This is a genomic window from Streptomyces sp. CA-111067 (genome assembly GCF_050956065.1).
In the GTDB taxonomy this organism is placed as follows: domain Bacteria; phylum Actinomycetota; class Actinomycetes; order Streptomycetales; family Streptomycetaceae; genus Actinacidiphila.
Map to the genome: position 1 here is coordinate 2,659,277 of NZ_CP192103.1, position 25,108 is coordinate 2,684,384.

A 25,108-nucleotide genomic window follows, 5' to 3' on the forward strand; every position below is an offset into this window, starting at 1 on the left:
GTTGAGCGAGCTCATCGATGTACCCCCATGAACGAGAAAACAGGCAGAGGCCTGCTCGCAGCGCTGGTGTGCCGCGATCGCTGCCAGTAAAATAAAGGAAGTTCGTTTTGTTTGTCGAGGGGTAGGCGGAGCATGGCTGATAAACAGCAGGAGCGCGCGGTGCGCACCCGGGCGAAGGTGCTGCACGCCGCGGCCGAGGTGTTCGACGAGTACGGATTCAGCGGCGCGAGCATCAAGAAGATCATGGAGCGGGCGGGCGTGACCCAGGGGGCGATGTACTTCCACTTCGCCTCCAAGGAGGCGATGGCCCGCGCCGTGATGCTGGAGCAGGCCGACGACCTGCTGCTGCCCACCCAGGAGCACGGGCTCCAGCAGCTCATCGACATCACGATGTACATCGGGCACCAGTTGCAGGTCAGCTCGCTGCTCCGGGCCGGGGTCCGACTCGCCGTCGAGCAGGGCGAGTTCGGCATGCGGGACGACACGGCCTACCAGCAGTGGGCCGAGCGGTTCGCCGAGGAGCTGTACGCGGCCAAGCGGGACGGGCAGCTGCTGCCCAGCGTCGATGTGCGCGAGCTGTCCCAGCTGCTCGTCGGGGCGTACAGCGGCACCCAGTTGTTCAGTCACATAGCCACCAACCGGGAGGACCTGCCGGAGCGGGTCGCCGCGCTGTGGCGCTACCTGCTGCCGGGCATCGCCCCCGCGGAGGCGTGCGCGTCGCTGACGGTGCGGCCGTGGTCGGCGGAGACGGTGTGACCGCCCGGCGGATCGTCGTCACCGGGGCGACGGGGTTCGTCGGATCCCAGGTGGTGCGCAGGCTGCTGTGCCGTCCGGTGGAGGTGCGGGCCGTCGCCCACCGGTCGGCGCACCCGGCCGTGGAGCACGCCACCGGCGGCGGCCGGGTGAGCTGGTCACGGGCCTCGGTGGCGGAACCGGCAACGCTGCGCGGCCTGTTCGACGGCGCCGACGCCGTCGTGCACCTGGCCGGCTACGTCGGGCGCGACGAGGCGCGCTGCGAGGCGGTCAACGCCCGCGGCGGCCGGGCGGTCGCCGAGCTGGCGCACCGGTCCGGCGTGCCGAAGCTGCTGTACGTGTCCACGACCGCGGTGTACGGCCCCGGTCCGCACCGGGGCATCGACGTCGACGAGGTGCGGCCCGCGCCGGTGTCGGCGGCCAGCCGCACCCGGCTGGCCGCCGAGAGCGCGTTCCTGGCCGTCGGCGGCACCGTGCTGCGCCCCGCCCTGGTGCTGGGCGCCGACGACCGCTGGGTGGTCCCGGCGCTCGCCGAACTCGTCCGGCGGGTGCCGACCGGGTGGGACGGCGGGCACGCCCTGCTGTCGGTCACCGCGTCGACCGACCTCGCCCGGCTGGTCGCGGAGCTGGCCTGCGCGCCCGGCCGCGGGCCGGGGGGCGTCCATCACGCCGCGCATCCCGAGCCGGTGCGCAGCGGCGACCTGCTGCGGGAGCTCACCGGCCACGGCCTGCTGCCCGCGGTGAGCGGCGACCTGCCCTGGGACCAGTGCCTGGCGCGGCTGCGCGCGGTGCCCGGCGAGATGACCGAGCGGCAGTTCGCCCTGCTGGCCCGCGACCACTGGTACCGCAGCGACCGCATCTGGCAGATCGCGTCCTGCCGGCCGGGCCCCGGCCCCCTGCGGCGGCTGGCCGACGCCGCCGACTGGTATCGCACGCACCTGGCCGAACGGGGAATGCCCGCGGCGTGACGGCGACCGGCGGCCCGTTCCCTGGCCCGGTGACCCAGACGTGCCCAAGACGCGTCCGATGTCCGGTGACGCGTGTCACCGGGCGTGCGGCGCGGGTAGGTTCGGTTTGCCGCCACCCCCCGCGGCGGCGGCCACCGGGCACAAGGGCGAGCCGTGCTCCACGGCCGCTCCTCCGGCCCGGGCCGTGTCAGAAGGGACACCCGATGGCCGATGCCGCCCACTCGCCCGTCCCGCCGGGCGCGGTGCCCGTTCCCGGGGTGACCCACCCGCCGACCTGCGCCGGGATCGCCGCGCTGATCGACTCACCCGGCACCTCGGCGCTGGTCCTGGACGTCGAGGGAATCCTCGTGACGTACCGGGCCGGCCGGCCCGCGCTGCACGACGGGTTCCCGCCGGTGCTGGCCCGGCTGGCCGACCGCCTGGGCCAGGTGCTGCTGATCACCCGCCGGCCGGTCACCGACCTGTTCCGCGGGCACGCCGGCCTGGCACCGCTCAGCGACCGGCTGTACGTGCTGGGCAGCTGCGGCACCCAGGCCTGGGATCCGGCCACCGGCCGGGTCCACACGCCCGTCGGACCCGCGCCGATGGCCTGGTTGCGGGCCGAACTGCCGTTCCTGCTGGAGAAGTTGCGGCTGTCGGCCTGGGTGGAGGTGGAGGACCGCGGCCCCATGGTGGCGCTGCACCCGCTGCCGGAGGGCGACGCCGCCGAGATCGCCGAGCGGTTGCGCACACCGCTGACCCGGCTGGCCGCCCGCCACCACGTGCACTGCGAGGTCAGCGCGGAACGCATCGAACTGGGCCGCTCGTGCGTGCACCTGGGCACCTCCCTGCCCGCCTTCCTGATCGCGCACGACGCGGGCCCGGTACTGTACGCGACGGCCGGTGCGGTCGACACCCGGGCCGCGGCGGCGCTCGGCGGCCTGCGCCAGGCCGGCGTACCGGTGACGATGCTGCACACCGCGGACACGCCCTGCCTGACCCCGGTGGACGAGGAGGCCTTCCAGGGCTGTCACGCCGACACGGCGCTGGCCGACCCGGACGCCGTCCTGGCCGTCCTGGCCCAGTTCGCGGACGCGCTGGAGGGGAGTTCGCCGCGCCGCCGGCCACCGGGACGCGACCGTGCGGCGGACCCGGCGCCGTGGGGCGACGCCGTCGGCCGGCGCCGCCGCCCCGGCCTCTGACCTCCTCTCCGGGCCGGCGGACGCGGCGGGAGTCAGGCCAGTTGGCGGAGGTCCTCGGCCGGACCGGGAGCACCGGCCGGGGCGGCGGCGCCGGCCAGTCGGCCGAAGGCGAAGGCGGCCGACACCAGCGTCATGTGGTGGTGCCAGCCGGGGAAGGAGCGGCCCTCGTAGTCGATCAGTCCGAAGTCCCGCTCCAGCGCGCGCTCGGTGGTCGCGGTGCCCGCGTGGTGGCCGGCGAGGACCAGCAGCTCGTCCAGCCGGCGGTGGACGAGGTTGGTCAGCCAGATGCGGCCCGGCGGACGGTCGGCGGACACCCGCTCGGCGAACAGCCGGTAGGTCGGCTCGGCGGCCGGCCCGTACTGGTGCCGCGGCTCGGGCAGCCGGACCAGGGCGGAGACGATGTGCAGCGGCCGGGACCGGCCGTTGCGGCTGTGCACGACGACGGTGTGCGGCTGGCCGCGGTGCTGGGACAGCACCTCCTGCGCGCTGACGGCCGGTAAGCGCTTGTCGCCGCGGGCGCCGCCGGCCGGCGGGCGGCTGTCGGGCAGCACCCGCAGGGTGCCGGGGACGGCCACCACGAGGTCGTGCTTGGCGAAGGCGCGCAGCAGCGGCTGGGCCTCGGTGCTGGCGCCGCTGATGTCGGCGACCACGGGGGCCGGCAGGATCACCCGGTGCGCCGCCGCGGAGTCGACCAGGTCCCGTACGAGAGCCCAGGTCGGCAGCACCGGGGCGTCGTCGGGCACCCGGGTGCGGCTGCGTAACTGCGTGTCCTGCGCCCACGGTCCGGGCAGCAGCAGCCGCCAGTCGACCGGGAACGCGCCGTGCTCGGTGGACAGGAACAGCCCGACCCCCAGCTGGCAGGTGATCACCCGGCCCAGTGCGGGCACGAAACGGCGGTGCACCCCCACGGAGTGGCCGCCGCGCTTGGGCAGCGCCGCGGAACCGATCGTCCAGGCCGCGGGAGGCGCGTACTCGCAGATCCAGCGCGCCAGTTCGAGGCGCACGGGCCGCCAGTCCCACGGGCTGGTGTTGACGAACTGCTGCAGCGACTGGCAGGCCGTCGCGGACGACGACACGCTCGCGGCGATCCTGCGCACCGACTTCTTGCCGTCGGTGGTCAGCAGCCCCTGCAGGTAGAGATGAGCCCATCTGCGCTGATCGGCCCTCGGAAGCTGATCGAACACGGCTTCGGCGAAGGCAGTGAGTCCCACATCGGCGCTCCTTGCGGGTCCCCCGTCGTATGCGGTCATCGGCGTAACCCCCCTCTCACCTATCGGTCCGGCGAAGACCACTGCTAGAAGAATACAGAACGATTGCTTTGTTTCGCCCGACCGGGAGGCAGTCCCCGCTACTTCGAGAGGTCGCCTGGCCGCAAACCCATAAAGGCCGGTAAAATCTGGCTCATGGCGAAAAGGCCGACTCGTCAACTTCTCCAAGTCGGAGTTGGCGAGGCGGAGGTTCCGGAGGATGATCTTCAAGGGCCCCTGACCAGAGGGCGTCCCGCCTGGTCACCGGGCAGAACCACCCTTGTTGCGAAGGTCATTCATGGCTATGCACCGTCCAGCCCCAAGCATCCCGCCCGTCCCGCGCACCCCCTGCTCCGGCCGAATAGCCCCGCGGCTGCCGGGAGGGGTGGCCCGATGAGACAGGAACGCGCCGCGCGCACCCGCAGCTCGCTCATCCGGGCCGCCGCCGCCGAGTTCGACCGGCACGGCTTCGCGGGCGCCTCCCTGTCCCGGATCAGCGGCACCGCCGAGATCTCCACCGGGGCCCTCACGTTCCACTTCGCCACCAAGGGCGAACTCGCGGCGGCGGTACAGCAGCAGGGCGGCCTGGTGACCACCCGCTCGGTACGCCGCGCGGCGGCGGCCCCGGAGCCGGCCGTGCAGCGGGTGATCTCGCTGACGCTGACCCTCGCCGCCCTGCTGCAGGACGAGACGGTGGTGCGGGCCGCCGCCCGGTTGTCGCGCGAGGCCGTGGTGACCGGTCCTGACTGGACCGGCCTGTGGATGCCGTACGTCAGCGACCTGCTGGCCGCCGCCGTGCGGGACGGCCAACTCCGGCCGCACGTAAGCTCGGAGACCGTCTCAGCCTTCGTCGTCCACCTCGTGACAGGTCTGGAGGAGGGCATACGCACGCAGGCCGGCGGACCGCACGCCGTGGGCGCCGTCGAGGAGCTGCGGAACATCTGGGACCTGGTCATGACCGGAATCGCCCGCACCGACGGCTGACACCGGGCCGCGGCGCTTCTTGCCCAAGTCCGCATTGCCGCTTCCGGGACGCGCCCGCGACGATGGACGCCTGCACCGGCCGGGCCGCGCGGAGGGTTCCGACCGCGCCGCGGCCGGCGCACCCACCGCCCCTGGAGGACCCGTGGAAGCGCGCATCGACTTCTGGTTCGACTACGTCTGCCCCTACAGCATGATCAACCGTCAGGTGCTGTCCAAGGTCAGCTCCGCCACCGGTGTCCCCGTCGTCTGGCACCCGTTCGAGCTGCACCCCTACGGGCCGGCGGACGGCGGGGAGTACCCGCGCGAGCTGTGGCAGGACCACATCCGCCCGCAGGCGGCCGGCGTCGGCGTGCGGCTGAACGGGGGCCCTCCCGGCACACCGCTGCGCCGCAGCCGGCTGGCCTTCGCCGGATACCAGTACGCGTTGGAGCACGGGGTCGGCGCGGCGTACAACAACCGGGTCTTCGACGCCTACTTCAGCGGCTGGTCGGACATCTCCGACCCCGTCGAACTCGTCGCCGTCGCGCGGGACCTGGGGCTTGACCAGAAGGAGTTCAGGGCCGCCCTGATGTCCGCCGGCTACGCGGCCCGGCACCTGCACGCGGTCGCGGTCGCCCGTGAACAGGCACACGTGCTGACGGTGCCCACCATCGGGATCGGCACCTGGCGGGCGCAGAAGCTGGTGCACCCACGGGAGGTGCTGGACGCCCTGCGGGCGGTCGGCGCGGTGGACGACGCCACGGTCGGCGCGGTCAACGGCGTGGCGGTCGGCGCCCAGGACCCGGCGGCAGCCTGAGCCGTCCGGTCACACGCCGGGGCGCGCACACCCGCCACGGGTGTGCGCGCCCCTCGCGCGCGTTCAGCCGCACGCCGTCAGGTCCAGGGCAGCACCCTGCGGTGCTGGACGAGCTCGCCGTGCGGCTCCCGGGTGCCGGCCGGAAGGGTCGCCAGCCACACCACGTCCACCGCGGCGTCGTCGGGGCTCTGCGCCTGCGACATGTCGGCGAACCAGGGCCGCGAGGCACCGGTGTCCACCAGGCCCGGGCACGAGGCGTTGACCAGGATGTCCCGCTTGACGGCCTGCTCGCCCAGCGACTGCTCGAAGATCTTCACGGCCGCGACCTGGGCGATCTTGGACGGTACGTTGATCCAGTCCGGCCAGCCCTCGTCGGCCGCGCGCTCCTCCTGCACGGCGCGCACGTAGTCGTCCATGACGGCGTCCAGGCCGTCCAGCGAGATCGCGCCGACGTCGAACCGCGAGTGCAGCCGCGGGTCCAGTTCGCGCAGCGAGCCGAAGGAGCTGGCCATGACCACCAGCCTGGCCCCGTCGTTGAGCAGCGGGCCGAAGGCGTCCAGGATCCGCCGGGTGCCGCGGTTGTTGGTGTCGACCATCCCGGCCACCTGCTCCGGGAAGGGCACGTCGCGGGCGATCCGGCTGGTGGCGTTGGAGATCAGCACGTCGATCCCGCCGTGCTCGCTCGCGATGGCGGCCGCGCAGGCCCGCACGCTCGCGTCGTCGGACACGTCCATCAGGTGGAAGGCCGGCGACAGGCCCTCCGAGCGCAGCAGCTCCACGGCCTCGCGGCCCCGCTCCTCGTGGCGTGCCGTCAGGTAGACGGTGCTGCCCGGCTCCAGCGTGCGGCACAGCCTGCGTACCACGGCCAGACCGAGTCCCTGGTTGGATCCGGTCACCAGTGCTGTCCTGGTCATCTGTCGAACTCCGTTGTCTGCGAGTGGGTTACGGGGTGGCGGGGCGGCCGGGGAGCGGGTGCGGGAACCGGTGGACGGACTACACCTCTTCGAGCAGCCACTCGGCGGCCCGCTCTCCGAGCATGATGCAGGTGAGGTTGGTGTTGACGCGGATCGTGCCGGGGAAGACGGAGGCGTCGGCCACCCGCAGCCCCGCGACGCCGTGCACCCGCAGCCGGCTGTCGACGACCGCCTCCGGGTCGCCGGCCGGCCCCATCCTGGCGGTGCTCATCGGGTGGCAGTGGGTGTCCACCGTAGCCTTCATGAAGGCGTCCAGGTCGTCGTCGGACTCCAGCACCTCGGGTGTCGGGACCACCTGGCCGGTGGAGAACAGCGCCAGCTGCGGGGTCCGCGCGATCCGGTGGGCGACCCGCATGCCTTCGCGCATCCGGCGCAGGTCCTCCGGGTGTTCCAGGTAGCCGAAGGCGATCCGCGGCGGCACGGCCGGGTCGGTGCTGACGATCTGCACGCTGCCCTCGGACAGCGGCCGCTCCACCCCGACGGAGATCATGAACACCTTGTCGGTGCCGATCTCCGCCAGCAGCTGCGGGGCGAACCCGTTGAGGTCGACGTAGTTGAAGAGGTAGTACTGCATGTCGTTGGGCTGGTCGGAACCGGGCGCCGAGGTCTGCAGCAGCACCTGGGTCACCGGCAGCGAGTCGTCGTAGACGCCCGGCCGCGGCTTGAGGGTGACCAGGCAGGTCGGGTGGTCGCGCAGGTGGGCGCCGACCCCGGGCAGGTCCGCGACCACGTCGATGCCCAGCGCCCCGAGCGGGCCGGCCGGGCCGATGCCCGAGCGCTGCAGGATCGCCGGTGAGCCGATCGAGCCGGCGCACAGCGTGACGCGGTCGGCGGTGACGGTCTCCTCCACGCCCTCGGTGATCACCCGCACCCCGGTGGCCCGGCCGTCGGCCACCAGGATCCGGTCGACCAGGGTCAGCGGTCGGATCTCCAGGTTGTCGCGCTTGCGCGCCTCGGCGAGGTAGCCGATGGCCGTGGAGATCCGCACCCCGTCGACCAGGTTCTGGGCCAGCGGGCCGACGCCCGTGGAGCCGGGCGCGTTGTGGTCCTCCGTCTGCGGGAATCCCAGCTCCGTGCAGGCGTCCATCATGGCCCGCTGCAGCGGCGGGAGTTGCTCGTCCTTCCAGCGCCAGACCGGGATGGGGCCGCCGCGGCCGTGGTGCGGCGCCGCCCCGAAGTCCTGGTCGTCCTCGATCCGCCGGAAGTACGGCAGGACGTCCTCCCAGGTCCAGCCGTCGCTGCCCAGAGCGGTCCACTCCTCGAACTCGATCGGACCCGGCCGGACCGCCAGCGCGGTGTTGATCGCCGAGGTCCCGCCGACGACCTTGCCCCGCCGCAGGTTGATCTCGCGGCCGGCGACCGCCTCGGCCCGGAACCCCCAGTTGTGCGACAGGAAGGCGGGGTACCGGCCGTTCCTCAGGTCCGCCGGCAGTTCCTCCGGGTCCGGGTAGTCCGGTCCGGCCTCGATCAGCAGGACCGTGCGGTCCTCCCGCTCCGACAGGCGCGCGGCGATGACCGCGCCGGTGGAGCCGGCGCCTATGACGATGTCCGTGTACTGGGTCATGGAAGAACTCCTGGGGTGAGAGGGTTTCGATGTGCTCAGCCCTGGCCCGGCTCGGCCGCCCACCAGCGGTCGCGTGCGGTCACCACGACGGTGACGACGGCCAGCGAGATGGTCCAGAGCAGGCCGGCGGCGAAGGCGTGGCCGTAGGCCGACGAGGTGCCGGTGTCTCCGAGGGAGCCGTAGAAGATGATGCCGAGGATCGCGACGCCCAGCGCGCCGGCGACCTGCTGCACGGTGGACAGCACCCCGGAGGCGGAGCCGGCGTGCTGCGGGTCCACGCCCAGCAGGATCTGCGAGATCAGCGGGGCGGCCACGGCGCCGATGCCGGCGCCGGTGACGGCCATGAACAGCGAGAACAGCGGCAGGTCGACCTTGCCGTCCCCGTGGATGGCGGCGGTGGTCACCGCCAGGCCGGCCTCGCCCGCGATGACGGTCGCGGCGCCGTAGGTCAGCGTGCGGCGGCCGAACGCCGCGGTCAGCCGGCCGGCGTACTTGGACGCGGCGAAGAAGGTCACGCCCATGGGGAGGAAGGCGACCCCCGACTGCAGCGCGGAGTAGTGCAGGCCGTCCTGCAGGAACAGCGCCAGGATCAGCATCAGCGAGGCCATTCCCATGTACACGGCCAGCAGCGTGATCAGGCCCGAGGTGAAGGACCGGTCCCGGAACAGGCTGGGCTCCACCAGCGGTGTGCCGCCGCGCCGGCTGAGCAGCGCCTGCTGGCGCAGGAACAGGCCGAGCACGGCGACGGCCGCCGCCAGGCTCAGCCAGGTCCAGGCCGGCCAGCCGCTCTCCCGGCCCTCGACCAGCGGGACCAGGAGCAGCAGCAGCGCCGGGACGACGTACGCGATGCCGGCCAGGTCCAGCCTGCGGGCCTGGTCCGAGCGGGACTCGGCGACCAGGACCGGCAGCAGCGCGAGGGCCGCCGCGCCGACGGGCACGTTGACCAGGAAGCAGGTCCGCCAGCCCAGGCCGAAGATGTTCGCGGCGATCAGCAGACCGCCGATGAGCTGCCCGCTGACCGAGGCGAGGCCCAGCGCGACCCCGAAGCCGGAGAACGCCCGCGGGCGGTCCGCGCCGGTGTACGTGACGTTGATGATCGACAGCACCTGCGGGAACATCAGCGCCGCCGCCAGGCCCTGCAGGACCCGGGAGGCGACCAGCATGTCCGCGTTCACCGCCAGCCCGCACAGCGCGGAGGAGGCGGTGAAGGCCGTCAGCCCGATCGCGAAGACCCGGCGGCGGCCGTACAGGTCGCCGAGCCGGCCGCCGGTGATCAGACCGCTGGCGTAGGCCGTGCCGTACCCGGCCACGACGAACTGGATCTGCGCGTCGGAGGCGTGCAGGTCCGACTGCGCCGAGGGGATCGCGACGTTCACGATGAAGAAGTCGAGGATCGTCATGAAGGTGCCGGTGAGGATCACCGGCAGGGCCCACCAGCGGCGGTCCGCCCGGCGGTCGGCGGACGCCGCGGCCGGGCCCGTGGCGAGGCTGGGCGGTGAGAGCTTGGACATGGGCATCGCTCCGTTACGAGGTGCCGGCCGCCGCGCGCGCTGGGAAGGCGCCGGTGCGCGGGCGCGGCGGCCGGCGGGCATGGAAACCAGTGAAGTGATCCGCCGCGCACCGCGGCAACACAGCTGGGCCGCACGGCCGCCACTAGGGCAACTTGGCGAAGCCGCGGGTTTTTCCGCCGGCTGCCGGGTCCACCGGCGGGTCGCGGTCAGCCGCCCAGCAGCCGGCCGATCGCCCCCAGCGGCACCGCCAGCAGTTCCGGCCGGTTGCCGGCCTCGTACACGGCTTCGTAGACGGCCTTGTGCAGCGTGTACGCGCGCAGCAGGACGGCCTGCTCGCGCGGGTCGGCCCGGGCCTCCCGGCGGTAGCCGCGGCAGAACGCCTCCGCGCAGCGGCTGCTCCAGCGGAGCCTGGCCCGCTCCTCGGCCCGGCTGCGGACCTGCGGGTGCTCCCCGGCGGGAGCGTACTGGGCCGCGTAGTCGAAGGAGCGCAGCATGCCGGCGACGTCCCGCAGCGGCGAGTGCTGCCGGACCCGTTCCCGGATCGGCAGCGCCGGCTCGCCCTCGAAGTCGATCACCGTCCAGCCGTCCGGGGTGTGCAGCACCTGGCCCAGATGCAGGTCGCCGTGCACCCGCTGGGCAGGCACCGGGCCCGGCAGTTCGGCCACCGCCCGGTAGACCGCGCGGATCCGGTCCGCGTACGGGGCCAGCGCCGGTACGGCGGCCAGTGCCGGGCCGAGTTGCTCGTGCATGGTGTCCGCCAGGTCGCGCAGGCCGGCCGCGTCGAGCCAGGCCGCTCCCAGCGTCTCGGCCAGGCCGCGGTGCATCCGCGCGACGACCGTGCCCAGGTCGTGGGCGTGGGCGGCGAACGGCGGGCTGCTCGGCGCGGCCGGCAGCCCGTCCGGCCGGGACAGGCCGTCCAGCGCCATCGCCCAGCCGTCGGTCGCGTCGGCGAGGTAGGAGTGCACGACCGCGTACGTCAGCGGGGCATCAAGCCAGGTGCCCTCCACCGCGCCGTGCAGCGGCACCGTGACGGCGGCCCCGGCCCGGGACAGCGCGCGCTGCACCTCCAGTTCGGGGTTGACGCCCGGGTGCAGCCGCCGGAAGAACTTCACCAGGTACTGGTCGTCGACCAGCACCGAGGTGTTGCTCTGCTCGACGGAGAGCGGCCGGCTGGCGGCCTCCCGGCCCGCTGGGGGCGCCGGCGGCTCGCCGGTGGCGAGGCCGACCAGGGCGCGGACGAGGGCGTCGTCCCCGAGGGCGTCGTAGACGACCCGGTCGTCCAGGGCCGCGATGACGTGGCGGGCGTGCGGCGGTTCGAGATCGGCGCGCAGCCCGACCGGCACGTGGTAGTGCTCGCTGCCGCCGGTGTCCTGGTACGTCACCCGCACCACCAGCATGGCGCCGGTCCGGCCGCTCCCCCCGCCACCGCTGTCGTCGGGGCCGCCTTCCGGGACCTGGCCGGTGAAGACGGTGGAGTGCGCGACCTCCGCGGCGGCCAGCGAGCGGCCCTTGCCGGCGAACCAGCGCTGCCGCGGCAGCCAGGCGGCCAGCGGCGTCGACAGCCGCGCGGTGACGGTGTCGGCCAGCCCGGTCATCGGCTCTCCCGGTCCGGGCACGCGCAGAACCAGTAGAAGCCGTGGCCCTTGAGCGTGAGCCGGTACGGCTCCCGGTCGATCTCGGGAAACGGCACCATGCCCGCGACCTCGACCGGGACCCGGCCGGCGAAGTGCGACAGGTCCAGGCCGACCGGCTGCGGGTGGCGGGAGAAGTTGTTGACGCACACCACGGTGGATTCGGCGCCCGTTTCGGTGATGTACGTGCGCGAGTAGGCCAGCACGGCGTCGTTGTCGGTGGTGATCTCCTTGAAGTCGCCGCGGCCCAGTGCCAGGAAGCGGCGGCGCGCGGCGAGCATGTTCCTGGCCCAGTGCAGGAGGGAGGACTCCGACGCCTGCTGCCGCTCGACGTTGACGGCCTGGTAGCCGTAGATCGGGTCCATGATGGTCGGCAGGCACAGCCGGCCCGGGTCGGCGGTGGAGTAGCCGGCGTTGCGGTCCGGGGTCCACTGCATGGGGGTGCGCACGCCGTCCCGGTCGCCGAGCCAGATGTTGTCGCCCATGCCGATCTCGTCGCCGTAGTAGAGGACGGGCGAGCCGGGCAGCGACAGCAGCAGGGCGGTGAACAGCTCGATCTGGTTGCGGTCGTTGTCCAGCAGCGGGGCCAGCCGGCGGCGGATGCCGATGTTGGCCCGCATCCGCGGGTCCTTGGCGTACTCCGCGTACATGTAGTCGCGTTCCTCGTCGGTGACCATCTCCAGGGTCAGCTCGTCGTGGTTGCGCAGGAAGATGCCCCACTGGGCGGAGGCGGGGATCGCCGGCGTCTTGGCCAGGATCTCCGAGACCGGGTGCTTGGACTCCCGGCGCACCGACATGAAGATGCGCGGCATCAGCGGGAAGTGGAAGGCCATGTGGCACTCGTCGCCGCCCGAGGCGAAGTCCCCGAAGTAGTCCACGACGTCCTCGGGCCACTGGTTGGCCTCGGCCAGCAGCACCCGGCCGGGGTATCCGTCGTCGACCAGCGCCCGCACCCGGCGCAGGAAGGCGTGGGTGGCGGGCAGGTTCTCGCAGTTGGTGCCCTCCTGGGCGTACAGGTACGGGACCGCGTCCAGCCGGAAGCCGTCCACGCCCAGGTCCAGCCAGAACCGCAGCACGTCCAGCATCGCCTGCTGCACGTCGGGGCTGTCGTAGGCGAGGTCCGGCTGGTGCCGGAAGAACCGGTGCCAGTAGTACTGCTTGCGCACCGGGTCCCAGGCCCAGTTGGAGGTCTCGGAGTCCACGAAGATGATCCGTGCGTCCTTCATGCCGGTGTCGTCGTCGGCCCACACGTAGAAGTCGCCGTAGGGGCCGTCAGGGTCGCTGCGCGAGGCCTGGAACCACGGGTGCTGGTCGCTGGTGTGGTTCATCACCATGTCGATGATCACGCGCATGCCGCGCCGGTGGGTCTCGTCGAGCAGCGCGACGAAGTCCTCCAGCAGGCCGAACTCCGGCAGCACCGCGGTGTAGTCGGCGATGTCGTATCCGCCGTCGCGCAGCGGGGAGGCGAAGAACGGCGGCAGCCAGAGGCAGTCCACGCCGAGCCACTGCAGGTAGTCGAGCTTCTCGGTCAGGCCCTTCAGGTCGCCGGTTCCGTCGCCGTTGCTGTCGTTGAAGGACCGCACCAGGACCTCGTAGAACACGGCGTCCTTGTACCAGTCCGTCGACTGCGGAGCGGGGCGGGCGTGCGGAAGCGCCTCCAGCACGGTCACCGCGTCGGGCACGGCGTCCGGCACGGCGTCGGGCACCGCCTCCGCGCCGGATCCGGGTCCGCCGGGGGCGGGTTCGGCGGCGGGCTGGGCGGGCGAGGTCTCCGGGGGAGATTCCACGGGCGTCGTTGTCAACGGTTCCTCCAGGTGAAGACGTGCGCGACGGACTCGTGCGGGTCGATCTTGAGGTCGAGGTCCGGGCCGAGATCGGTGCCCGCCCCCGTGACCTCGTCGAGCGCGCGCACCGCGGTGCGCGAGCCGAGGAGTTCGGGGTCCAGCCGGACCCGCCCCTGCTGCGGGAGGCGCGGATCGAGGGTGACGACGCACAGCACGGCGTCGCCCGTGCCCGGGTCGGTCTTGGAGAAGGCGATCAGCGCGTCGTTGTCGACGGGGTGGAACCGCAGCGTGCGCAGCCCGCGCAGCGCGGGGTGGTCCCGGCGCAGCCGGTTCAGCACGGTGATCCACGGTTCCAGGGAGCGGCCGGCGGCGAGCGCGGCGGCGAAGTCCCGGTGCCGCAGCTGGTACTTCTCCGAGTCCAGGTACTCCTCGGAGCCCGGTGCCACCGCCCGGCCCTCGTACAGCTCGAACCCCGCGTACACCCCCCAGCTCGGCGACAGCAGGCCGGCCAGGGCGGCACGCACCGCGAACACCGGCGCCGCGGCGTCCCGCAGGTGGCCCGGGAGGATGTCGGGGGTGTTGACGAAGAAGTTGGGCCGCAGCCAGTCCGCCTGGCCGACCAGCTCGGTGAGGTACTCGGTGAGCTCCTGCTTGGTCTCGCGCCAGGTGAAGTACGTGTACGACTGGGTGAACCCGCGCTTGGCCAGACCGTGCAGCACCGCCGGGCGGGTGAAGGCCTCGGCGAGGAACAGCACGTCGGGGTGCGCGTCCTTGACGGTGCGGATCAGCCAGTGCCAGAAGTCCGGCGGCTTGGTGTGCGGGTTGTCGACCCGGAAGATCCGCACTCCGCAGCCGATCCAGCCCTGCACGACCCGCAGTACCTCGGCCCTGAGGCCGGCGGCGGATCCGTCGAAGTCCAGCGGGTAGATGTCCTCGTACCTCTTGGGCGGGTTCTCGGCCGAGGCGACGGAGCCGTCGGGGCGGCGGACGAACCACTCCGGGTGCTCGCGCACCCACGGGTGGTCGGGGGCGCACTGCAACGCGAGGTCGAGGGCGACCTCCAGGCCGAGCTCCGCGGCCCGCGCGGTGAAGTCGCGGAAGTCCGCCAGGGTGCCGAGCAGCGGGTGGACGCTGTCGTGGCCGCCGTCGGCGGAACCGATCGCCCAGGGCGAGCCGACGTCGTCCCGCTCCGCGGTCAGCGCGTTGTTGCGGCCCTTGCGGTGCACGGTGCCGATCGGGTGGACGGGCGGCAGGTACACCACGTCGAACCCCATGGCCGCGATCCGCGGCAGCTCCCGCGCGGCGGTGCGGAAGGTGCCGTGCACGGGCCGGCCGTCGGGGCCGGTGCCGCCGGTCGAGCGCGGGAAGAACTCGTACCAGCTCCCGAACAGGGCGCGTTCACGGTCGACGTCGACATGATGGGGCCGCCCCTCGGTCACCAGCTCGCGCAGCGGCCGGTCCGCGGCAAGCGCCGCCACCTCGGCGGACAGCGCGTCGCGAGCCCGGTCAGCCGGCGGCGTACCGGGGTCGCGCAGCCGCGCCGAGGCCGCGCGCAGCGCGGGGCGCGCGCCGGCGGCGGCCTGCCCGGCGAGCCGGTCCAGCAGCACCCCGCCCTCGGCCAGGTCCACCTCGGTCAGCGGGGCGCCCGCATCGAGCCGGGCGGCCGTCGCCGCGCACCAGGTCGCCCAGGGGTCGCCCCAGGCCAGAACGCGCAGCGTCCAGCGGCCGGGAGCATCGGCGACCACGGTGGCGGCGAAGCGGTCGGCGCCGGGGTCCGCCAGGACCATCGGCACCTCCTGCGCGGGCCGGCCGGGGCCGCTCCACCGCACGGCCACGCCCAGCGCGCCGTGCCCCTCGCGCCACACCGTCGCGGCGACCGGCAACTGCTCGCCCACCACGGCCTTCGTCGGCCAGTCCCCGTATCCGGCATTCGGCGACACATTGTCGATCGCTAAACGGCCGCTCATCAATTCCTCCCTTTCTCGACGGGCAGAGCTCCCAGCATCGGCGCGGCCCGGCCGCAATGGCGAGAACCGGGAATCCACTGTGGCAAGTGCTGTCAGTCGCACCGCCGGCACAGCGCCCGTCCCAGGTCGGACGGCAGGAGAACACCACTGTGGAAAGTCCGGTAAATAGCGGCCGCCGCGGCTTCCGCTATTGCCGGTGGTGAAGCGCGGCGGTTTCACTCGAGCCATCCGAAGCACCCGGCCGCCGACCGCGGCCGACCGCACCGGAAAGACCTCTATCCGCAGGGAGATACCCGTGACCAAACGCATCCTCTTGGTGCTTTCCGAGTACGGCTACTGGGGTGAGGAACTCGTCGGACCCGTCGAGGCCTTCGACGCCCGCGGCTACCGGACGACGTTCATCACCCCCAACGGCAAGCGCCCGCACGCCCTCCCGCCGAGCCTGGACTCGGAGTACATCGACCCCCCGCTCGGCCGTTCCGTCACCACCCGGGACATGGCCCGCCGGGCCCGCACCCTGGACGACTCCAGCCGGCTGGACAACCCGCTGAGCCTGGCCGAACTCATCCCCGAGCGCCCCTACTTCAGCGCGCTGAACCACCTGCGCGACCTGGAGGAGTACAACCGCCGGCTGGCCGCCGCCACCGGCGAGCTGGTCTGCGCCTTCGACGCGCTGGTGATCGTCGGCGGCAGCGGCCCCATCGTGGACCTCGCCAACAACGAGCGGCTGCACGGACTGGTGATGGCCTTCGTCACCGCCGACAAGCCGATCCTCGCCGAGTGCTACGGCGTCGCCGTGCTGGCCTTCGCCCGCGACTGGGAGAGCCGGCAGAGCATCCTGTGGGGCAAGCACGTCACGGGGCACCCCAAGGAGTACGACTACAAGGACGGCACCGGCTTCCTGGGCGTCGAGTTCAACATGGGCCCGCCGCCGTACCCGCTGGAGTACATCCTGCGCGACGCCACCGGCCCCCAGGGCGGCTTCCACGGCAACGTCGGCAAGGAGACCTCGGTCATCGTCGACCACCCGTTCGTGACCGCCCGCTCCACGCCCGACTCGCTGCCGTCGGGCGAACTGCTGGTCCGCGTACTGGAAGACGGTCTGCGCCGCTACGGCTGGTAGTCCCCCGCCGGCGGCCGGCTTGCGACCGGCGCCGGGACCGTACCGAAGTCCCCCGTACCGAAGTCCCCCCGTGAAGGAGGCGATACCGATGTCCGCCAGATCCGGCAACCAGGCGCTGTTCGAGCAGCTCGCCGCGGACGGCATCAGCTACATGTTCGGCAACCCCGGCACGGTCGAGCAGGGGTTCGTGGATCTCGCCGACGCCAGCGGCACCGATTTCGTCCTGGCCCTGCACGAGGGCGTCGCCGTGGGCATGGCGGACGGCTACGCCCGCGCCGCCCAGCGGCCCGGGCTGGTCCAACTGCACAGCGGCGTGGGCCTGGGCAACGGCATCGGCATGCTGTACCAGGCCAAGCGGGGCGGGTCCCCGCTGGTGGTGCTGGCCGGCGAGGCCGGTGTCCGGTACGACGCCATGGACGCCCAGATGGCCGCCGACCTGGTGGCCATGGCGCGTCCGGTGACGAAGTACGCGACGCGGGTCCTGGACCCGGGCTCGGTGCTGCGGGTGCTGCGCCGGGCCGTGAAGATCGCCATGACCCCGCCGCGCGGGCCGGTGCTCGTCGTGCTGCCCGCCGACGTCATGGACGGCCTCACCGAGGAGGCCGCCCTGCCCACCGTCGTACCTTCTGCCGGCGGCGTACCGGCCGCCGGCGACGTCCTGCGCGCCGCGCGGGCACTGCACGGTGCCCGCGATCCGATCGTCCTGATGGGCGACGGCATCGCGGCGGGCGGTGCCCAGGACGCCCTCACCGCGGTCGCCGAGCGGCTGGGCGCGACGGTGTGGGGGGTCAACTCCTCAGAGGTCAACTTCGACACCGCGCACCCGCTGTTCGGCGGGAACCTCGGCCACATGTTCGGCGCCGACAGCGCCCCCGTGGTGGCCGGCGCGGACGCGGTGCTGGTCGTCGGCACCTACCTGTTCCCCGAGGTGTACCCCTCGCTGACCAGCCCGTTCCGCGACGACGCCCGGATCGTGCAGATCGACCTGGACGCGTACGAGATCGCCAAGAACCATCCGGTGGACATCGGCCTCGTCGCCGATCCGCGGCTCGCCCTGGAGGCACTCGCCGCGGAGCTGTCCCGGCTGGACGGCGGCGCCCCGCCGCCCGAACCGCCGGCCCGTCCGACCGCGCAGGACAGCGGCCCCGAGGGGCTGATGGACGTCTTCGCCCGCGAGCTGGCACTGCGGGCACCGGACAACCTGGCGGTGTTCGACGAGGCGCTGACCTCCTCCCCCGCGCTGACCCGGCACCTGCCGCCGCGGGTGCCGGGCCGGTACTTCCAGACCCGCGGCGGATCGCTGGGCGTCGGCATCCCCGGCGCCCTCGGTGTCAAGCTCGCCCGCCCCGACCTGGAGGTGGTCGGCTTCACCGGCGACGGCGGCAGCATGTACACCATCCAGGCGCTGTGGACCGCCGCCCGGCACGGGATCGACGCGTCCTTCGTGATCTGCAACAACCGGCGCTACCGGCTGCTCGACCTGAACATCGAGCAGTACTGGCGCGAGCAGGGCGCCCAGCCGCACGCCTACCCGGACGCCTTCGACCTGTCCCGGCCGGAGATCTCCTTCACCGACCTGGCCGGCGCCCTGTCGGTGCCCGCGGTCCGGGTGGAGAAGCCCGAGCAGGTGCCGGACGCGGTCCAGGCCATGCTCGGCCACCGCGGCCCGTTCCTGGTGGACCTGCTCACCGGCTGACCCCGGACCCGGGTCCGGCCCGCTGCCGGCCGGACCACCACCCACCGCCTACCTGACAAGGAGCACCGCCCATGTCCGTGTCCCCGTCCGCCACCGCGCCCGGCGCACAGCCGGCCGACCCCGCCCTGACGCAGACGCTCACCGAGTTCGCCGGCACCTGGTACCAGGCGCTGGACCGGCACGACCCGCTGGCCGCGGTCACCCCGTACCTGGCCGACGAGGGCCTGGTGATGAACTTCCCCGAGGGCCGGTCGCGCGGCATCGCCGGCTTCGCCCAGTGGTACGAGGCCGTCACCCACCGGTTCTTCGACGAGGAGCACACCGTACTGAAGGTGGAGGTGCAGCAGGTCCGCGAGGACACCGCGGACGTCCTCGTCGTCGTCAACTGGCAGACCAAGGTCTGGAACCCGCCGGCCGCCGCGAGCGTGTGGATGGGCTTCGACGCCTACCAGAGCTGGACCGTGCAGCTCGGCGAGGCAGGCCCGCGGATCCTGACCTACACCGTGGACGCGCTGACCCCGATGCCGGGCTCGCCCGACCTGTAGGGCCTGCCGGCCCCCGTATCCGCACCCCGACCCGCGGCCCCCGGCCTCCCCCGCCGGGCGCGCCGCCCCGGGCGGCCGCAGCGTTCCCCGCCCGGCGCTCTGGCGCCACCGCTGCGGCCGCCCCCTCCTCCCGTTCCGACAGACCACGTGATTGCGGGCCTAGCCATGGGTAACGTCCAACCGCTGATGACCGGCCGACTCGCCGGGAAACGCATCGGCATCCTGATGGAGAGCGACTTCGTCGAGGACGAGATCGCCTACTACCAGCGCCGCTTCGCCGAGGACGGCGCACCGGTGGTCCTGCTCAGCCGGCTCTGGGGCCGCTCCTCGCAGGTCTTCACCGGCCACGAGCACCGGGGCACCATCGAGGTGGAGGGCGACCTGGAGTCGCTCGACTACCACGAACTGCGCCAGTTCGCCGCTCTCGTCATCCCCTCGGGGATGGTCGCCGACCGGCTGCGCTACACCGAGGACATCGAGCACGACGCACCGGCGCTGGAACTGCTGCGCCGGGCCTTCCGGATACCGCACCTGGTCAAGGCGTTCTCCTGCCACGGCCTGATGCTGCTGTCGGGAGCCCCCGACCTGGTGCGCGACCGCCCGGTCACCTGCCACAACAACCTGGTCGGCGACGTCCGCAACATGGGCGCCGTCTACCTCAACCAGGACGTCGTGGTCGACCGCGACCTGATCACCTCCCGCTCGGTGGACCACTGCCACCTGCTGGCCCGCACGGTGATCGAGAGGCTGGCCGTCCCCGAGTTCGATGCGGCCTGAGCCCGCCAGAAGGAGACTCCCGTGCCCACCGAACTGCCCCTGTCCTTCTCCGACACCGTCGCCGGCTACGTGCGCGAGCACCGCGGCAGCCGGATCGTGCTGGAGACCCCCGAAGCCGGCGAGGTCACGGTCCACCTCACCGACACCACCAGCGCGCAGCTGCTGCGCAACCTGGGCGAGCCCTACCTCGACGCGACCGGCCGGATCGGCGAGCTGCTGACCCCCGGCACGCTGGTCTTCAGCTACGGGCCGGTGTACGCGACCGGTTCCGGCCGGCACTTCCAGGTCGACCGGCTGCTGATCGCCGGCGACGGCGACCGCTCCTTCCCGCCCGAGACAGCCGGCTGGTGGGTGAACCAGCTGGACCGGCTGGCCGGCTTCTACCGGCGCTCGCAGTTCGGCGACGGGCCGGTCGACTTCGCCCAGTACCGCACCACCATCGGCAGCACCGGGCACAAGTCCGCCGAGCACATCCAGGAGACGGACACCCTGTCCCGCATGGTGTACGGGATGGCCAGCGCCTATCTGCTCACCGGCAAGGAGGACTACCTGGAGGTCGCCGAGCGCGGCTCGCAGTACCTGCACGACCACATGCGCTTCCGCGACGAGGCCGAGGACGTCGTGTACTGGTACCACGGCGTCGACCTCACCGGCACCAGGGAACGCAAGCTGTTCGCCTCCGAGTTCGGCGACGACTACCGGGCGATCCCCGCGTACGAGCAGATCTACGCGCTGGTCGGGCTGACCCAGACCTACCGGCTGACCGGCGACCCGGTGATCAAGAAGGACATCGAGGACACCGTCGCGCTGTTCGAACGCCACTTCCGCGACTCCCGGCTCGGCGGCTACTTCTCGCACATCGACCCGGTCACGCTCAGCCCGCACCACGACGGGCTCGGCCCCAACCACTCGCGCAAGAACTGGAACTCGGTCGGCGACCACGCCCCCGCGTACCTGATCAACATGTACCTCGCCACCGGCGAGGAGCGCTACCGGCGGATGCTGGAGCACACCTTCGACATGATCGCCACCTACATGCCCGACCGCGGGCCCGGCGGCAGCCCGTTCGTCAACGAGCGCTTCTACGCGGACTGGACGCCCGACCACTCCTGGGGCTGGCAGCAGAACCGGGCGGTGATCGGGCACAACCTCAAGATCGCCTGGAACCTCACCCGGATGAACGCCGCCGTCCCCAAGCGCGAGTACCAGCAGCTGGCGGGCGAGATCGCCGCGAACATGCCCTCGCTCGGACGCGACGTCCAGCGCGGCGGCTGGTACGACCTGGTGCAGCGCGAACCCGAGGACGGCAGGCACGCCTTCGTCTGGCACGACCGCAAGACCTGGTGGCAGCAGGAGCAGGCGATCCTGGCCTACCTGGTGCTGGCCGGCCACACCGGCCGGGAGGACTACCTGCGGCATGCCAAGGAGGCGTCGGCGTTCTACAACGCCTTCTTCCTCGACCACGACGAGGGCGGCGTCCACTTCACCGTGCTGGCCCAGGGCCTGCCGTTCATCATGGGCAACGAACGCCTCAAGGGCAGCCACGCGATGGCGATGTACCACAAGGCCGAACTCTGCTATCTGGCCGAGGTCTACACCCAGCTGCTGGTCAACCGCGGCGCCCTGGACCTGTGGTTCAGCCCGCGCCCGGACGCGGAGTACCCGGACGGGCTGCTGCGGGTGGCGCCGGACATCCTGCCGTACGGCAAGATCGTGATCGACAGCGTCCGCATCGACGGCGCCCCCTACGACGTCTTCGACGCCGAGGCGATGACCGTCAAGCTGCCCTCCTCCCGCCACCGGCTCACGGTGCGGGTACGGCTGCGGCACACCGGGGACTGAGCCGTGATGCCTGCTCCCGCCCCGGCCGCCGCTCCTGCTCCGCCGCTCGCCCCGGATCCCCCTCCCGCCGCTGTCCGGGACCGGAGGGGCATAGCGGCTCGCCCCTCCGGTCCCGGCCTGCGGGTGACCGCGGGCAACCCGCTGCTGCCCGGGGCCACCCCGGTGCCGGGCGGCGTCAACTTCAGCGTCGGCTCACCCGCGCGCGGCCCGCTGTCACTGGTCCTGCTGGACCCGGTCACCGGCGCGGAGACCGGGTCCATCCGGTTCCCGCGCCGGTACCGGGTCGGCGACGTGCACACCATGACCGTGCTCGGCCTGCGGCCCGGTGCCTTCGACTACGGATACCGGGCCCCGGGCACCGGCCTGCTGCTCGACCCGTACGCGCGGCTGCTGCACGGCGGCGAGACCTGGGGCCGGCGCCCCGCCTACCGCTGTGCGGTGCCCGCCGAACCCTTCGACTGGCAGGGCGACACCCCGCCCCGCATCCCCGCCGAGGATCTGGTGGTGTACGAGCTGCACGTGCGCGGCTTCACCCGGCACCCCTCCTCCGGCGTCGCCCACCCCGGGACGTACGCCGGCCTGGCCGAGAAGATCCCCTACCTGCTGGACCTGGGGGTCAACTGCGTCGAACTGATGCCGACAGCGGAGTTCGACGAGACCGACAACCCGGTGCCCGTCCCGGCCGGCCGGCCGCCGCTGGCCGACTACTGGGGTTACAACCCGGTGGGCTTCTTCGCGCCCAAGGCCGGCTACGCCGCCGACGCCCACGGCGAGGGGCCGGTCCGCGAGCTGAAGACGCTGGTGCGCTCGCTGCACCGGGCCGGGATCCAGGTGCTGCTCGACGTGGTCCTGAACCACACCGCCGAGGGCGACGAGCGCGGCCCGACGCTGTCACTGCGCGGCCTGCACGACCAGGCGTACTACAGCCACGCCGAGGACGGCAGCTACCGCAACCTGACCCGTACCGGGAACACCGTCAACGCCAACCACCCGGTGACACGGGCGCTGCTGCTGGACTGCCTGCGGCACTGGGCGACCGAATACCACGTGGACGGCTTCCGCTTCGACATGGCGCCGATCCTGGCCCGCGGTCCGGACGGCGCCCTGCTGGCCAACCCACCGCTGCTGGAGGCCATCGCACACGACCCGGTGCTGGCCGGCCGCAAGCTGATCGCCGAGCCCTTCGACGCCGACGGGCTCGACCTGGTCGGCCGCTTCCCCTCCTACGGCCGCTGGGCGGAGTGGAACCCGGGCTTCACCTACGCCCTGCGGCGGTTCCTGACCGGCACCCCGGGCAGCGCGGGCGATCTCGCCGACCGGCTGGTCGGCTCGCCGGACACCTACGGGCACCGCGGCCTGACCGCCGGCGTCAACTTCGCCGACTGCCACGACGGTTTCACGCTGGCCGACTGGGCCTCCTACGACCGCCCGCACAACGAGGCCAACGGCGAAGGCGGCATCGACGGGCCGCAGGACAACGCCAGTTGGAACTGCGGTGCGGAGGGTCCCACCGACGACCCGGACGTGCTGCGGCTGCGGGCCCGGCAAGTGCGCACCGCCCTGCTGCTGGTGCTGACCGCGCACGGCACGCCCATGCTGGCCGCCGGCTGCGAACTGGGCCGCACCCAGCGCGGCAACAACAACACCTACTGCCAGGACAACGAGATCAACTGGCTCGACTGGACCGCGCTGGACCGCGACCCGTCCCTGCACCACTTCGTGCGGGCCTGCCTCGCCTACCGCAGGGCGCACCGCGCGCTGCGCCGCGACACAGTGCCCGAGGACGCGGCCACCGGCCCGGGCCGGCTCCCGTACCCACGGCTGAGCTGGCACGGTCGGCGTCCCTGGCAGCCCGACTGGAGCGCGCAGTCGCGGCTGGTCGTGCTGCTGCACCATGAGCCGGCCGATGACGAGGGCCGCCCCGACGACACCGTCCTGGTGGCCGTCAACTCCGCGTCGCAGCCGGTGGCGGTGGACCTCCCCCCGCCGCCGCCCGGGACCCGTTGGCACACGTTCGCCGACACGGCCATGGAACCCGGTCACGAGGCGCACGCCCCCGGCACGGAACCCGCACTCCCGGCCGGCGCGCCCGTGCTGCTGGCCGATCACTCGGCGATCGTACTGACCGCGCTCCCCCAAGAGCGCAGAGAGAAGGAATGAGCCATGGCATTCGACGCATACCTCGGCTTCAGCGGAGCCGTCGCGACCGTCTACCTGTCCGGCGAACTCACCGAACGGCGGGTGCCCGCCCTGCGGGCGCTGCTGGAGCAGGCCGTCACCCAGCCGCCGAACCGGCTGGTGGTGCGCATGCACGATCTGGAGTCGATCTGCGTGGGCGCGGTGCGCTGCCTCGCCTTCATCCAGCAGCAGCTGCCGGGCGGCGTGGATATCGTGCTGGACGGCCCGAGCGAGCGGGTCCGCCAGCTGCTGCGCGACAGCGTCTTCGACCAGGGGGTGACGATCATCCGCGAAGCCGTGTCCTTCAGCGACGAAGCCGCCTGATCACGGTGGACGATGGTTGACCAGGCGCGGGCCCGTGCCTAGTGTCCGGCGAATGAAACTCGCCTTCTCCACCCTCGGACTTCCCGCACTGCCCGTCGAGCAGGTCCTGCAGCTGGCCTCGGAGCACGGCTTCCACGGCGTCGAACTGCGCGCGAGCGAGGAGGAACCGGTGCACACCGGCCTGACTGCGGACGAACGCAGCCGGGTGGCCGAGCAGTTCGCGAAAGCCGGGGTCGAGATCCTGACCGTCGCCTGCTACGCCAAGGTGGCCGCAGCGGGCGACGACGGACCGGTACTGGACGAGGTCGGCGCCGCGGTCCGGCTGGCCGCCGACCTGGGTGCCCCGTACGTGCGGGTCTTCCCGGGCGGCGGCGACCTCGGGACGGACGAGGCGGACGCGCTGGCCGCCCGGCGGCTCGCGGCGGCGGCGCCGCTCGCGGCCGACGCCGGGGTGCGGGTGCTGCTGGAGACCCACGACTCGCACCGGTCGGGGGCCGACGTGGCGCGGGTGCTCGGCCGGGTCGGGCACCACGGCGCCGGGGCGATCTGGGACCTGATGCACACCTGGCTGGCCGGTGAGCAGCCGTCGGCGACCTTCCCGGTGCTGGCGCCCTATCTCGGCTACGTCCAGGTGAAGGACATCGCCTCGGCGGCCGACACGGCGCCGCTGCCGCTGGGCGACGGAGTGCTGCCGCTGGCGGAGACCGTCGAGGTGCTGGCCCGGGCGGACTGGGACGGCTGGCTGTGCTGGGAGTACGAGAAGCGCTGGTACCCCGACGCCGCCGACCTGGGCGGGCTGCTCGGCCCGGCGCGGCAGCACCTGGCCCAGCTGCTGGCCGAGTCCGCCTGAGCGACCCCGCGAAGACCGGCACCCGTGCCGTGTACTTCTCCTCCTCGGTGCCGGCCGGCGCCGAGACGCACCAGGTGCTGCGCGACGGCGGCGAGTTGCGGCGCTTCGCGCAGTCCGCCGCCCCGCGGGACGGCCACGCGGCGACGGCCATCGTGGCCGCCGCCGACCGGACCGACTTCACCAGCCGGGTACTGGTCGGCCGGACCCGCACCACCGGGTGCAGCCAGGCCACCGCGGCGAGCCTGGCGATCGCCGGCGACCGGCTGTCGCTCCAGGTCAGGCAGCCGAAGCCAGCCGCCGAATGCCTGACGGCGTTCCACCTCACGGTGGTGTTCGGGGTGCCCGCGGAACGGATACCCGCGCACCCCGTTTTCGACTGAGGCATTGACTGGCGAAAACTTCCCGGATATCCG

Annotated in this window: 21 protein-coding genes; 14 read left to right on the forward strand and 7 right to left on the reverse strand. The window is 72.8% G+C overall.

Annotated features, from left to right (window positions below; translation table 11 throughout):
* The first annotated feature begins 132 nt into the window (after positions 1-132).
* From ACQPW6_RS11530 to ACQPW6_RS11540, 3 genes are all read left to right on the forward strand, one after another.
* Positions 133-756 (forward strand): ScbR family autoregulator-binding transcription factor, encoded by a 624-nt coding sequence (locus ACQPW6_RS11530; protein ID WP_433889487.1) that lies wholly within the window; start codon positions 133-135, stop codon positions 754-756.
* A complete protein-coding gene (locus tag ACQPW6_RS11535) occupies positions 735-1,721 on the forward strand; it encodes an NAD-dependent epimerase/dehydratase family protein (RefSeq protein WP_433889488.1) in 987 nt (328 codons plus the stop codon). Before ACQPW6_RS11530 ends, ACQPW6_RS11535 begins: the two co-directional genes overlap by 22 nt.
* A gap of 203 nt (positions 1,722-1,924) precedes the next feature.
* Positions 1,925-2,902 (forward strand): hypothetical protein, encoded by a 978-nt coding sequence (locus ACQPW6_RS11540; protein ID WP_433889489.1) that lies wholly within the window; start codon positions 1,925-1,927, stop codon positions 2,900-2,902.
* A gap of 32 nt (positions 2,903-2,934) precedes the next feature.
* On the opposite strand, the gene ACQPW6_RS11545 is transcribed toward ACQPW6_RS11540, so the two are convergent.
* Complete coding sequence (locus ACQPW6_RS11545; protein WP_433889490.1) at positions 2,935-4,152, reverse strand: IS701 family transposase; 1,218 nt, start codon at positions 4,150-4,152, stop codon at positions 2,935-2,937.
* Between the two features lie 390 nt (positions 4,153-4,542).
* On the opposite strand from ACQPW6_RS11545, the gene ACQPW6_RS11550 reads away from it, so the two are divergent.
* Together ACQPW6_RS11550 and ACQPW6_RS11555 are read left to right on the forward strand one after the other, a co-directional pair.
* Positions 4,543-5,133 carry a ScbR family autoregulator-binding transcription factor gene (locus ACQPW6_RS11550; protein ID WP_433889491.1) on the forward strand — a complete coding sequence of 197 codons (591 nt, stop codon included), beginning with the start codon at positions 4,543-4,545 and terminating at the stop codon, positions 5,131-5,133.
* A gap of 142 nt (positions 5,134-5,275) precedes the next feature.
* Entirely contained in the window at positions 5,276-5,929 is a 654-nt protein-coding gene (locus tag ACQPW6_RS11555; protein ID WP_433889492.1) for a DsbA family oxidoreductase, read from the forward strand.
* 77 nt (positions 5,930-6,006) lie between these two features.
* On the opposite strand, the gene ACQPW6_RS11560 is transcribed toward ACQPW6_RS11555, so the two are convergent.
* The 6 genes from ACQPW6_RS11560 to ACQPW6_RS11585 form a co-directional block, all read right to left on the reverse strand.
* Positions 6,007-6,843 (reverse strand): SDR family NAD(P)-dependent oxidoreductase, encoded by an 837-nt coding sequence (locus tag ACQPW6_RS11560; protein ID WP_433889493.1) that lies wholly within the window; start codon positions 6,841-6,843, stop codon positions 6,007-6,009.
* Positions 6,844-6,922: 79 nt separating this feature from the next.
* Entirely contained in the window at positions 6,923-8,467 is a 1,545-nt protein-coding gene (locus ACQPW6_RS11565; protein WP_433889494.1) for a GMC family oxidoreductase, read from the reverse strand.
* Positions 8,468-8,502: 35 nt separating this feature from the next.
* Positions 8,503-9,978 carry an MFS transporter gene (locus ACQPW6_RS11570; protein WP_433889495.1) on the reverse strand — a complete coding sequence of 492 codons (1,476 nt, stop codon included), beginning with the start codon at positions 9,976-9,978 and terminating at the stop codon, positions 8,503-8,505.
* Between the two features lie 206 nt (positions 9,979-10,184).
* Entirely contained in the window at positions 10,185-11,573 is a 1,389-nt protein-coding gene (locus ACQPW6_RS11575) for a maltokinase N-terminal cap-like domain-containing protein (protein WP_433889496.1), read from the reverse strand.
* The gene (treS, locus tag ACQPW6_RS11580; RefSeq protein WP_433894503.1) at positions 11,570-13,279 is read right to left on the reverse strand and encodes a maltose alpha-D-glucosyltransferase; all 1,710 of its coding nucleotides are present in this window, start codon (positions 13,277-13,279) and stop codon (positions 11,570-11,572) included. The genes ACQPW6_RS11575 and treS overlap by 4 nt, the downstream gene beginning before the upstream one ends.
* Positions 13,280-13,407: 128 nt before the next feature.
* The gene (locus ACQPW6_RS11585; protein WP_433889497.1) at positions 13,408-15,360 is read right to left on the reverse strand and encodes an alpha-1,4-glucan--maltose-1-phosphate maltosyltransferase; all 1,953 of its coding nucleotides are present in this window, start codon (positions 15,358-15,360) and stop codon (positions 13,408-13,410) included.
* 295 nt (positions 15,361-15,655) lie between these two features.
* On the opposite strand from ACQPW6_RS11585, the gene ACQPW6_RS11590 reads away from it, so the two are divergent.
* The 9 genes from ACQPW6_RS11590 to ACQPW6_RS11630 all read left to right on the forward strand — a co-directional run bounded on the left by ACQPW6_RS11590 (position 15,656) and on the right by ACQPW6_RS11630 (position 25,075).
* Positions 15,656-16,483: a type 1 glutamine amidotransferase domain-containing protein gene (locus ACQPW6_RS11590; RefSeq protein ID WP_433889498.1), complete on the forward strand. Its 828-nt coding sequence runs from the start codon at positions 15,656-15,658 to the stop codon at positions 16,481-16,483.
* Positions 16,484-16,571: 88 nt separating this feature from the next.
* A complete protein-coding gene (locus tag ACQPW6_RS11595; RefSeq protein WP_433889499.1) occupies positions 16,572-18,179 on the forward strand; it encodes a thiamine pyrophosphate-binding protein in 1,608 nt (535 codons plus the stop codon).
* Between the two features lie 71 nt (positions 18,180-18,250).
* Positions 18,251-18,724 carry a nuclear transport factor 2 family protein gene (locus ACQPW6_RS11600; RefSeq protein WP_433889500.1) on the forward strand — a complete coding sequence of 158 codons (474 nt, stop codon included), beginning with the start codon at positions 18,251-18,253 and terminating at the stop codon, positions 18,722-18,724.
* Between the two features lie 165 nt (positions 18,725-18,889).
* Positions 18,890-19,501 (forward strand): DJ-1/PfpI family protein, encoded by a 612-nt coding sequence (locus tag ACQPW6_RS11605; RefSeq protein ID WP_433889501.1) that lies wholly within the window; start codon positions 18,890-18,892, stop codon positions 19,499-19,501.
* A gap of 21 nt (positions 19,502-19,522) precedes the next feature.
* Entirely contained in the window at positions 19,523-21,343 is a 1,821-nt protein-coding gene (locus tag ACQPW6_RS11610; RefSeq protein WP_433889502.1) for an AGE family epimerase/isomerase, read from the forward strand.
* A gap of 123 nt (positions 21,344-21,466) precedes the next feature.
* Positions 21,467-23,503 (forward strand): glycogen debranching protein, encoded by a 2,037-nt coding sequence (locus tag ACQPW6_RS11615; protein ID WP_433889503.1) that lies wholly within the window; start codon positions 21,467-21,469, stop codon positions 23,501-23,503.
* Positions 23,504-23,506: 3 nt separating this feature from the next.
* On the forward strand, positions 23,507-23,845 hold the full coding sequence (locus ACQPW6_RS11620; protein ID WP_433889504.1) for an STAS domain-containing protein: 339 nt from the start codon (positions 23,507-23,509) through the stop codon (positions 23,843-23,845).
* A 52-nt stretch (positions 23,846-23,897) separates the two neighbouring features.
* Entirely contained in the window at positions 23,898-24,695 is a 798-nt protein-coding gene (locus ACQPW6_RS11625; protein ID WP_433889505.1) for a sugar phosphate isomerase/epimerase family protein, read from the forward strand.
* 29 nt (positions 24,696-24,724) lie between these two features.
* Positions 24,725-25,075, forward strand: a complete 351-nt coding sequence (locus tag ACQPW6_RS11630) for a hypothetical protein (protein ID WP_433889506.1) — start codon at positions 24,725-24,727, stop codon at positions 25,073-25,075.
* Positions 25,076-25,108: the final 33 nt, after the last annotated feature.